The organism is Microbacterium sp. zg.Y909 (assembly GCF_024626565.1).
Genome location: NZ_JANJFJ010000163.1, coordinates 1 through 9,676, shown reverse-complemented (window position 1 = coordinate 9,676; position 9,676 = coordinate 1). Strand labels below are relative to the sequence as shown.

At 71.6% G+C, this 9,676-nt stretch carries 10 protein-coding genes; 4 read left to right on the top strand and 6 right to left on the bottom strand.

Annotation, left to right across the window (positions count from 1 at the left end):
- Together NQ160_RS12675 and NQ160_RS12670 are read right to left on the bottom strand one after the other, a co-directional pair.
- Positions 1-476, bottom strand: a 476-nt coding sequence (locus tag NQ160_RS12675) for a 5-oxoprolinase subunit B family protein (RefSeq protein ID WP_257515591.1), incomplete at its 3' end; no start/stop codon positions are given.
- A complete protein-coding gene (locus tag NQ160_RS12670) occupies positions 470-1,225 on the bottom strand; it encodes a LamB/YcsF family protein (protein WP_257515590.1) in 756 nt (251 codons plus the stop codon). The genes NQ160_RS12670 and NQ160_RS12675, both read right to left, overlap by 7 nt.
- A gap of 107 nt (positions 1,226-1,332) precedes the next feature.
- On the opposite strand from NQ160_RS12670, the gene NQ160_RS12665 reads away from it, so the two are divergent.
- On the top strand, positions 1,333-3,096 hold the full coding sequence (locus tag NQ160_RS12665) for a dipeptide ABC transporter ATP-binding protein (protein WP_257515589.1): 1,764 nt from the start codon (positions 1,333-1,335) through the stop codon (positions 3,094-3,096).
- A gap of 49 nt (positions 3,097-3,145) precedes the next feature.
- Here NQ160_RS12665 and NQ160_RS12660 read toward each other — a convergent pair whose 3' ends face one another.
- From NQ160_RS12660 to NQ160_RS12650, 3 genes are all read right to left on the bottom strand, one after another.
- Positions 3,146-4,105, bottom strand: coding sequence for an ABC transporter permease (locus NQ160_RS12660; protein WP_374113654.1), 960 nt, complete (start codon positions 4,103-4,105; stop codon positions 3,146-3,148).
- Positions 4,102-5,106, bottom strand: a complete 1,005-nt coding sequence (locus NQ160_RS12655) for an ABC transporter permease (protein WP_257515588.1) — start codon at positions 5,104-5,106, stop codon at positions 4,102-4,104. The genes NQ160_RS12660 and NQ160_RS12655 overlap by 4 nt, the downstream gene beginning before the upstream one ends.
- Before the next feature lie 91 nt (positions 5,107-5,197).
- The gene (locus NQ160_RS12650; RefSeq protein WP_257515587.1) at positions 5,198-6,874 is read right to left on the bottom strand and encodes an ABC transporter substrate-binding protein; all 1,677 of its coding nucleotides are present in this window, start codon (positions 6,872-6,874) and stop codon (positions 5,198-5,200) included.
- A gap of 162 nt (positions 6,875-7,036) precedes the next feature.
- On the opposite strand from NQ160_RS12650, the gene NQ160_RS12645 reads away from it, so the two are divergent.
- The 3 genes from NQ160_RS12645 (at position 7,037) to NQ160_RS12635 (ending at position 9,053) form a co-directional block, all read left to right on the top strand.
- The gene (locus tag NQ160_RS12645) at positions 7,037-7,900 is read left to right on the top strand and encodes a spermidine synthase (RefSeq protein ID WP_257515586.1); all 864 of its coding nucleotides are present in this window, start codon (positions 7,037-7,039) and stop codon (positions 7,898-7,900) included.
- A gap of 110 nt (positions 7,901-8,010) precedes the next feature.
- Positions 8,011-8,535, top strand: coding sequence for a hypothetical protein (locus tag NQ160_RS12640; protein ID WP_257515585.1), 525 nt, complete (start codon positions 8,011-8,013; stop codon positions 8,533-8,535).
- A 29-nt stretch (positions 8,536-8,564) separates the two neighbouring features.
- Positions 8,565-9,053, top strand: a complete 489-nt coding sequence (locus NQ160_RS12635; RefSeq protein WP_257515584.1) for a SprT-like domain-containing protein — start codon at positions 8,565-8,567, stop codon at positions 9,051-9,053.
- A gap of 13 nt (positions 9,054-9,066) precedes the next feature.
- On the opposite strand, the gene NQ160_RS12630 is transcribed toward NQ160_RS12635, so the two are convergent.
- Positions 9,067-9,676, bottom strand: a 610-nt coding sequence (locus NQ160_RS12630; RefSeq protein ID WP_257515583.1) for a 2-phosphosulfolactate phosphatase, incomplete at its 5' end; no start/stop codon positions are given.

Genomic DNA, 9,676 nt, shown 5'->3' with positions numbered 1-9,676 from the left:
CCGGCCAGCCCGACGCTGCCCGCGGGCACCCGCGTGCGCGGCGTCGGCAGTCGCGGCACGTCGAAGGGCCAGTCGTCGCTGACGAGGTAGCCGAAGCCCGGCGCGAAGCCGGTGAACGCGACCGTCCACCTCGCCTCGCGGTGGCGGCGCACGACTTCGTCCACGGTGACGCCCAGGGCCTCGGCGGTCTCGGCGAGGTCGGGGCCGTCGTACCGGATCGGCACCACGACCTCACCGGCATCCACCGTCGCGGTCGGAGCCGGCGGCGCGTGGGCGATCCACGTGCGGGCCGCCGCGAGCGACAGCACCGCCGGGTCCACCTGCACGAGCACGGTGCGCGCCGCGGGCACGACGTCGACGACGCCGGGGCGGGACGCGTGAAGCCGGGCGTGCAGGTCGCGGGCGGCGGAGGGGGAATCGACCTCGGCCAACAGCGCCGCCCGGCCGAAGGGAAGGATGCGCGGCGGGCTCACCACGGCGCGCGCACCGCCACGCCTTCGGCGGTGAGCGCCCGTCGCGCGGCGAGGGCCATGGCCACCGCGCCCGGTGAGTCGCCGTGGACGCAGAGCGACGCGGCATCGGTCACCACCACCGTGCCGTCGACGGCCACCACCGTCCCCTCGACGGCGAGGCGCACCGCGCGCTCGGCGACCTCCGCGGCGTCGTGCAGCAGCGCTCCGGGCTCGCCGCGGGCGACGAGCGTGCCGTCGGCACGGTAGCCGCGGTCGAGGAACGCCTCGCGCACGAAGGCGAGTCCTGCCGCCACCGCGGCCACGGCGATCTCGCCGTCGAGCCCCAGCACCGGCACGGCCCGCCCCAGCCGCGCGGAGAGCTCGGCGACGGATGCCGCCACGGCCTCGGCCGCCGCCCGCTCGGCGGACACCGCGTGATACAGGGCGCCGTGCGGCTTGACGTACCGGATGTCGGCCCCGGCCGCGGCGAGCGCGTCGAGCTGCGCGGTGACGTCGGCACGCAGCTGGGCGGCGCCGACATCGATGCGCACGCGACCGAAGTTCGCCGTGTCGCGGAACGACGGGTGCGCCCCCACCGCGACGGCTCCGGCTTCGGCCGCGGCCACCGCCACGCGCATCGAGGCGTCGTCTCCGGCGTGACCGCCGCACGCGATGCTGGCGCTGGAGACCACGGTGAACATCGCGGCGTCGTCGGCCGTGGGCTCGCCCCGGACCGTCTCGCCGAGATCGGCGTTGAGGTCGATCGCGTGCATGCGACCACGGTAGTGCGCGCGGCGACGGGCCACCGCGCGTTACGAGTGCGTAAAGGCTGGCGCGCGGGCAGTGCGCCGCACCCCCGGGGCACGGCAGGATGGACCGCATGCCCCAGGATGCCGCGCCGCTGCTGCAGGTCCGCGATCTCGCCGTCGACTTCCGCACCATGGACGGCTCCGTCCGTGCCGTCGAGAACGTCGAGTTCGACCTCGCCGCCGGAGAGACCCTCGCCATCGTCGGTGAATCCGGTTCCGGCAAGTCGACGACGGCCATGGCGGTCATCGGGCTGCTGGCAGGCAACGGCCGCGTGGCCGAGGGCAGCATCGTGCTGGACGGACAGCAGCTGGTCGGCGCGTCGGAGTCGGTCATGCGCGACATCCGCGGCAAGTCGATCGGCCTCGTGCCGCAGGACCCGATGTCCAACCTCAACCCGGTGTCGAAGATCGGCACGCAGATCGCCGAGACGCTGCTGGCCCACGGCATGGCCACCCGCAGCGATGTGGACCGCAAGGTCGTCGAGACCCTCGCCGCTGCCGGTCTTCCGAACGCCGAGAAGCGCGCAAAGCAGTACCCGCACGAGTTCTCCGGCGGCATGCGCCAGCGCGCGCTCATCGCGATCGGCCTGGCCTGCAATCCGCGCCTGCTGATCGCCGACGAGCCCACGAGCGCACTGGACGTCACGGTGCAGAAGACGATCCTCGACCAGCTCGGCCGCATGACCGGGGAGCTCGGCACCGCCGTCATGCTCATCACCCACGACCTGGGACTCGCCGCCGAGCGGGCGTCGCGCGTGATCGTGATGCACCGCGGCCGCATCGTCGAGCAGGGACCGGCGCGGCAGATCCTCGAGGACCCGCAGGCCGAGTACACCAAGGCGCTCGTCGCCGCCGCACCCTCGGTGGCGGCGGTGCGCCTGCGGCCACAGGTCTTCCGGCAGCCGGATGCCGCAGGCTCCGAGCCCGGCTCGGCCACCGGACCGACACCGATCCCCACTGCGCGGCCCACTGTCGTCCCGAAGGCGACGAGCACCCCGGCGACCACGACGCCGCGCACCCCGGCATCCGATGGCGCCCCGTCCCCTGTCGACAACATCCTCGAGGTCGACGGCCTGACGAAGGTCTTCCCGGTGCGCGGCAGCAAAGACGACTTCGTCGCGGTGAAGGACGTCTCCTTCGCGATCCCCCGCGGCGAGACGGTGGCCGTGGTGGGCGAGTCGGGGTCGGGCAAGACCACGACCGCGCGCATGGTGCTTAAGGTCATCGATCCGACGTCGGGGTCGATCCGCTTCGACGGGCAGGACGTCGCCTCGCTCAAGGGCCGGCAGCTGCGCGACTTCCGCCAGAAGGTGCAGCCGATCTTCCAGGACCCGTACTCGTCACTGAACCCGATGTTCACGATCGGGCGCATCATCGAGGAGCCGCTGACCTTCTACAAGCGCGGTTCCGCGAAGGACCGTGCGGCCCGCGTGCGGCAGCTCATGGACGACGTCGCCCTCCCCCAGTCCATGCTGCGCCGCTACCCCGCGGAGCTGTCGGGAGGCCAGCGGCAGCGCGTCGCGATCGCGCGGGCGCTGGCCCTGTCACCGGAACTCATCGTGTGCGACGAGCCGGTCTCGGCGCTGGACGTGCTCGTGCAGGCGCAGATCCTGACGCTGCTGGGCGACCTGCAGCGCGAGTACGGGCAGAGCTACCTGTTCATCTCCCACGACCTCGCCGTGGTGCGCCTGATCAGCGACTACGTCTGCGTGATGAAGGACGGCGCGCTGGTGGAGGCCGCCAGCTCCGAGGAGATCTTCACCAACGCCCGCGACCCGTACACCCGCAAGCTGCTGGCATCCATCCCGGGCAACGAGCTCGACATCGCCGTCTGACCTCGGCGGATGCCGCGCGAGCGGACGCCGGCCTCCGGCCCGACCGGGGTCAGCGTGCCCGGGTGCGGGGGTCCATCGCCTCGCGGAGCGATTCGCCCAGCAGGGTGAAGCCCAGCGCCGTGACGGCGATGCAGATGCCCGGGAGGAACGCCAGCCACGGCGCGATGGCGAGCTCGGCCTGCGCGTAGGTGAGCATGCGGCCCCACTCCGCCGTCTCGGGGCGCCCGCCGCCGAGGCCGAGGAACGACAGCGCCGCAGCGTCGATGACGGCGGTGGCGAGCGTCAGGGTCCCCTGCACGATGACCGGGCCCACGCTGTTGGGCAGCACGTGGCTCATCGTGATGCGGCCTCGGCCCAGGCCCAGCGTCTGGGCGGACAGCACGTAGTCGCTCGAGCGCTGCTGCAGCATGGAGGCGCGCAGGAGCCGCGCGAAGATCGGCACCTGCGACGCTCCGATGGCGATCATCACCGCGAGCTGCGACTGACCGAGCACGGCGGCGATCGACACCGCCAGCAGCAGGGTCGGCACCGACAGCAGGATGTCGACGAAGCGCATCACGACGTTGTCGACCCAGCCGCCGAAGGTGCCGGCGATGAGCCCCAGCAGCGCGCCGCCGGCGAGGCCGAAGGCCGTGGAGATCACGCCGATGAGCAGCGACGCCCGCGCACCCCAGATGAGCTTGGAGAGCACATCGCCACCGAAGCGGTCGAGCCCGAGCGGGAACTCCGCGATCTCGCCGGGGCCGGGGATGGAGGTCGGGGTGATCGAGCGGGCGCCGGGAAGCGCCGTCTCGGGGTACGGGGCGAGCCACGGCGCGAGCACCGACACCGCCACGAAGAGGAAGATGATCGCCGCGCCGATCCAGGCGGTGGGGTTGCGCCGCAGCCGCCGGAACACGTCCCGCCAGAAGCCGCCCTGGGTCTTGGCGGCGAGCAGTTCGTGGTCGACGACGAGGTTGTCGTCGACGGGTCCGCCGCTCGGGGCGGGGGGCAGGATGGCGGAACTCACGAGACCCTCACTCTCGGGTCGATGAAGCTGTACGAGATGTCTACGAGCAGGTTGATCAGCGCGTACGCGATGGCGATGAAGATGATGAAGCCCTGCAGCACGGGGAAGTCACGGGTGAAGATCGCGCGGGAGAGGAACGACCCGATGCCCGGGAAGGCGAACACCGTCTCGGTGAGGATCGCCCCCGACAGCAGCAGGCCGACCTGCAGACCCACCGTGGTGATGACCGGCAGCATGGCGTTTCGCAGGATGAACCGGTCGCGCAGCGTCTGCCGCGACACGCCCTTCGCCTTGCCGGTGCGGACGTAGTCGGCGTTCTGCACCTCGAGCACCGAGGCCCGGGTGATGCGCACGATGATCGCGAGCGGAATGGTGCCGAGCGCGATGGCGGGCAGGAGCAGATGCAGCAGAGCGTCGCCCGCGGCATCCCATTCCCCCGTCAACAGCCCGTCGAGCACGTAGAACCCGGTGTAGTGGGTCGCGTCGATGCGGGGGTTCTGCCGGCCGTCGCTGGGGAGCCAGCCCAGCTGCACCGCGAAGATGTACTTGAGGATGAACGCCAGGAAGAACACCGGGATCGTGATGCCGACGAGGCTGAACACGACCGCCGCGTGGTCGGTGAACTTGCCGTGGCGGCGGGCCGCCCAGTACCCGAGCGGGATGCCGATGCCGACGGCGATGATCAGCGCCAGCAGCGACAGCTCGATCGTGGCCGGGAAGCGGCGGAAGAACTCCTCGGTCACCGGGCGACCGGTCTGCAGCGAGACGCCGAAGTCGCCCGAGAGCAGCCGACCCATCCACACCAGGTACTGCTCGAGGATCGGCCGGTTGAAGCCGTAGAGCTCGTTGATGCGCTCGACGGCTTCGGGCGTGGCCCTCTCGCCCAGGAGGGCCAGCGCGGGGCCGCCGGGCAGGGCCCTGACCCAGAAGAACAGCAGCAGGCTCAACCCGAAGAGCGTGGGGATCAGAAGCAGCAGCCTCTTACCGATGGTGCGCAGCAAGGCGTGGGTCCTTCGTCGTCTCGGCGTCGGAGTGCGGTGCGGGAGGAGGGGATGCCTCATCCCGCACCGCACATTACGGCACAGGCCGCGCTTACTCGGTCAGGACGATCTCGCTGAAGACCTCGTCGTTGACCGGGCTGGCCGGGTAGCTCTCGACCCGCGGGTCGAAGGCCAGCGTCGGCGCCGGGTGGGCCAGGGGCACGCCCGGGATGAAGGTCGCGACCATCTCGTTGATGTCCTCGTAGAGGGCCGACTGCTCCTCGAGGCTCGGGATGCCGCGGGCCTCCTGCAGCGCCTGGAACAGCTCCGGGTTGTCGAAGCCCCACTCGGCCGACTGCGCTCCGAAGAACACGCCCACGAAGTTGTCGGTGTCGTTGTAGTCGCCCGTCCAGCCCAGCAGGTGGATGCCGTGCTCGGTGCCGCCGGTGATGAGGTCGAGGTAGTCGCCCCACTCGTTGGAGACCGGGTTGGTGACGACGCCGACCTCACCGAGCTGAGCCGAAAGCACGGTGAAGATCTGCTCCGGGTCCGGCATGTAGGGGCGCGAGACGTTGACGGGGTAGTTGAACGTCAGCGTGAGCGGGTTCGCCTCGTCGTAGCCGGCCTGCGCGAGCAGCTCCTGCGCCTTCGCGGGGTCGTACTCGTAGGTGGTGACGTCGCTGTTGTAGCCGTTGACGGTGTCTGGCATGAACTGCGTCGCCTTCTCGGTGCCCTCAGGGAGCACCTGCGAGATGAGCGCGTCCTTGTCGATCGCGTACGACAGCGCCTCGCGCACGACCGGGTCCTGCAGCTCGGGCACGGCCTGGTTGAACGCGAGGTAGAGGATGGTGAACGGCGGCCGCGAGACCATCGTGAAGCCGTCCTCTTCGAGGGCGGCGGTGTCGGCGGGACCGACGAGGTCGTAGCCGTCGATCGAGCCGGCCTCGAGCGCCTGACGGCGGGCGGTCGGGTCGTCGATCACGCGGAAGATGATCTCGTCGATCTGACCGGTGTCGCCCCAGTAGTCCTCGTTGGCGGTGAGGGTGAGCTGCTCGCCCGGCGCCCACTCGGAGAAGACGTAGGGACCGGTGCCCGACGGGTGGCCCATCGCGTACTCCGAGAGCGTCGGGGCCTCGGCGGTGCCGCCCACCTCGTCGGCGGCGAACTCCTCCATCGCGGCAGGGCTCTGCATCGAGAACGCCGGCAGCGACAGCGCGGGGATGAACCCGGCGAAGGGCTGGTTCAGCGTGACGGTCGCGGTCGTGGCGTCATCGGCGGTGCACGAGGCGTAGACCGCCTCTTCGGGGCTCGACGCGTAGCCGCGGAAGAGCTTGTTGTAGTAGTAGCCCAGCGCCTCGCTGGCCGCCAGACCCTCCCAGTTGTACCAGCGGTCGAAGTTGGCGCAGACGGCCTCGGCGTTGAACTCGGTGCCGTCGTGGAAGGTCACGCCCTCCTTCAGCGCGAACGTGTGCGTGAGGCCGTCCTCGGAGGACTCCCACGACTCCGCGAGCAGGGGCGCGGGGTCGGCGGTGCCGGGCTCGGTGCCGACGAGACCCTCGAAGATCTGACGCGAGACACGGAAGGTCTCACCGTCCTGGGCGAAGGCGGGGTCGAGGCTCGCCGGGTCGGCGGAGGCGCCGAAGACGAACGTGCCGTCGACCTCGGCGTCGGCGGTCGCGTCGTCGGTGCCGGCGTCGCGCTGGCTCGAGCAGCCCGACAGCACGAGCGCGGCCAATGCCACGCCCGCGGCGGCCGTCAAGGCTCCGCGTCGGTTTCGTGAATGGAGCATGGTGGTGCACCTTCCTGGAAGCAGGGCCGCCGAGCCGTTCTGGGCGACGGGTCGGCGGGTGATGATCCTCGACGCTACCGGTGCGGCGCGTCGCGGTTGATTACACCTTTGTCTCGATCCTGTTTCGGAGGCGGCGAGCGGGGGCGCCGGTAGCGTGGAGGCATGGCGCGCGCAAGCATCGAGGAACCGCCCCCGCAGGCACGGCTGTCCGACGGCACGATCGCGCGCATCGTGCCGTCGCGATACGTCTCGGGCTTCGAGCTCGACGTCGATGGCACCCCGCAGTCCCACGTGGACCTCGACGACCCCACGCACCTGCATTTCGAGTACGTCGCCCGGATGGGCGCGGTCATCGACAGGCTGCGGATGCCGGGGCAGCCCCTGTCGGCGGTGCACCTGGGCGCGGGGGCGCTGACCCTCCCCCGCTACATCGAGGCGACCCGGCCGGGGTCGCGTCAGCAGGTGATCGAACTCGAGCAGGCCCTCGTCGACCTCGTGCGCGCGGAGCTGCCGCTCCCCCGCGGCGCGCAGGTGCGCATGCGCATCGGCGACGCCCGGGCGGGTCTTGACCGACTGCCGCCGGCCCTGCGCGGCAATGCCGACCTGCTGGTGTCCGACGTCTTCGCCGGCGCGCAGACCCCCGCGCACCTGACGACGGTGGAGTTCTACCGCGCGGCATCCGCCGTGCTCGCGCCCGACGGCGCGCTGCTGGTGAACGTCGCCGACGGCTCGGGCCTGGCCTTCGCACGCCGTCAGGTCGCGACCGTGCGCGAGGTGTTCGCCCACGTCATCGTGCTCGCCGAGGTGCAGCTGTTCAAGGGTCGCCGGTTCGGGAACCTCGTGATCGCCGCCTCGGCCTCGCCCCTTCCCACCGAGTGGCTGCCGAGGCTCATGGCCGCCGGTCCCCACCCCGCCAAGGTGGCCGAGGGCGGGGAGCTCGACGAATTCGTCCGCGGCGCGCGCATCGCCACCGACGCGGATTCGACGCCGTCGCCGAAGCCGGCAAGCTCGGTGTTCGACCGCTGACCGGCACGGTCAACAGCACCGGGATGCCGGCGCCTCGGCGTGGCCTCAGGCGCTCGGCGCCCCGGCGGGTGACACTGGACAGCGCGAGCCGCGCACGGAAGGAGTCGATCGTGAGCTACATCCTCGGGTACGACCCGGACACCCTGCGCGAGCAGGTGGATCTGGACCGCTGCCAGGAGCGTCTCGACGAGATCGGCGAGCAGCGGAGCCTCGGCGCGCTGCTGGAGCGGGTGTGGCTGCTGAAGGTGCTCGACCGCCTCGACGAGGCACTGCTGATCTCCGAGCAGTCGGTGCGCCTGGCGCGCATGGCCGGCACCCGCAAGGACCTGCTGCGGGCCCGCGTGCTGCACGCGACGATCCTGCAGTTCCGGGGCGCCTACGCCGCCGCCGAGCAGGAGCTGACCACCTGCGCCGAAGAGGCCGACGGGCAGGGCTGGGCAGCGGTCGGCGCCTTCGCCTACCAGCACCGCGGCAAGGTGCACTACGACGCCGGGGACTTCGTCTCGGCCCGCGCGGACTTCAAGCGCGCCCTGTTCCTGCGCCAGGAGGCCGGGGCCCCCGAGGACCAGCTCGAGTCCACGCTCATGGCGATCGACGCCGCGGAGCGGCGCCGCGGACGCGTACTCACGGCCTGAGTGTCGTAGGTACGTTCTACTCTTCGGTCATGTCAGACCTGCAAGACGTGCGCCACATGGCGCAGCAGCTCATCGCCGAGCACCTCGACGATTCGTGGTCGTTCGCGTTCGACCACGCCAAGCGGCGCGCGGGGCTGTGCAACTACGGCGAGAAGCGCATCAGCGTCTCGCGGTACCTCTCTGCGCGCTACGACGACGACACGAACCGGCAGACCCTGCTGCACGAGGTCGCCCACGCCCTCGCCGGCGCGTCGGCCGGTCACGGCGCGATCTGGCGGCGCACCGCGCGGCGCATCGGCTACACCGGCGGCACCACCCACCACGGCGAGCCGGCGAACGACCTCGCCCCCTGGGTGGGACTGTGCCCGGCCGGCCACACCGCCTACCGACACCGGCGCGTCACCCGAGCCACGTCGTGCGCGAAGTGCGCGCCGACCTTCGACGAGCGCTTCCTGTTCCAGTGGCGACGGCGCGAGATCTCCCCAGCCACGCGGCTCGCGGCGCTCACGCCGCGCTGACCCGCCCGCCGGCTCAGTACCGCTCGAAGACGCCCGCCCGCAGCACCGGCACGACGGCGACGGCGTCGATTTCCGCAGCCCTTCGCACCTCGTCGCCGCTGCCGCGCTCGAGCAGCTCCTGCCCGGAGCCGCTGGCCGTGAGCAGGTGACGCACGGCACCGCGCAGTCCCCGCAGCGACTCGCACGCGGCTGCCGCCTCGGGTGAGGAATGGTCGAGCCCCCGCAGGGCGAGCGCGTCGATCACGGCGCCCGCACCCAGCTGGTCCTCGACCGCGAAGCGCAGCGACGCCGCCGGGTCGGATCCCGCGAGCTCACCCGCGGCGAGCACGGCGACGCTCGTCCGCGCGCCCCGGTGAATCTGCTCGGCCAGCACGGCGTCGGCCACCGCCGACGCGTTGCGCAGGCACCCGAGCATCACGGTCGTACCCGTCTGGGCGAGCGCAGCGGCGAGCGCAGCTCCGTTCCACGAGTCCGCATGCGCCGCCTCGTCGAGCGCCACGGACTCCCCCGCCGCGACGCGATCGGTGACGGTGGAGCAGAACCGCAGCACGTCGACCACGACGGTGACGTCCGCAGGCTGCAGCCGCTGCCGCCCGGCATCCCCCCAGTCGAAGCGCACCTGA

Bases quoted from the DNA above. Each gene is read 5' to 3' on its own strand.
- NQ160_RS12645 (WP_257515586.1), top strand. From the start codon at position 7,037: ATGGCGCGCGCAAGCATCGAGGAACCGCCCCCGCAGGCACGGCTGTCC.
- NQ160_RS12670 (WP_257515590.1), bottom strand. From the start codon at position 1,225: ATGCACGCGATCGACCTCAACGCCGATCTCGGCGAGACGGTCCGGGGC.
- NQ160_RS12650 (WP_257515587.1), bottom strand. From the start codon at position 6,874: ATGCTCCATTCACGAAACCGACGCGGAGCCTTGACGGCCGCCGCGGGC.
- NQ160_RS12635 (WP_257515584.1), top strand. From the start codon at position 8,565: ATGTCAGACCTGCAAGACGTGCGCCACATGGCGCAGCAGCTCATCGCC.
- NQ160_RS12665 (WP_257515589.1), top strand. From the start codon at position 1,333: ATGCCCCAGGATGCCGCGCCGCTGCTGCAGGTCCGCGATCTCGCCGTC.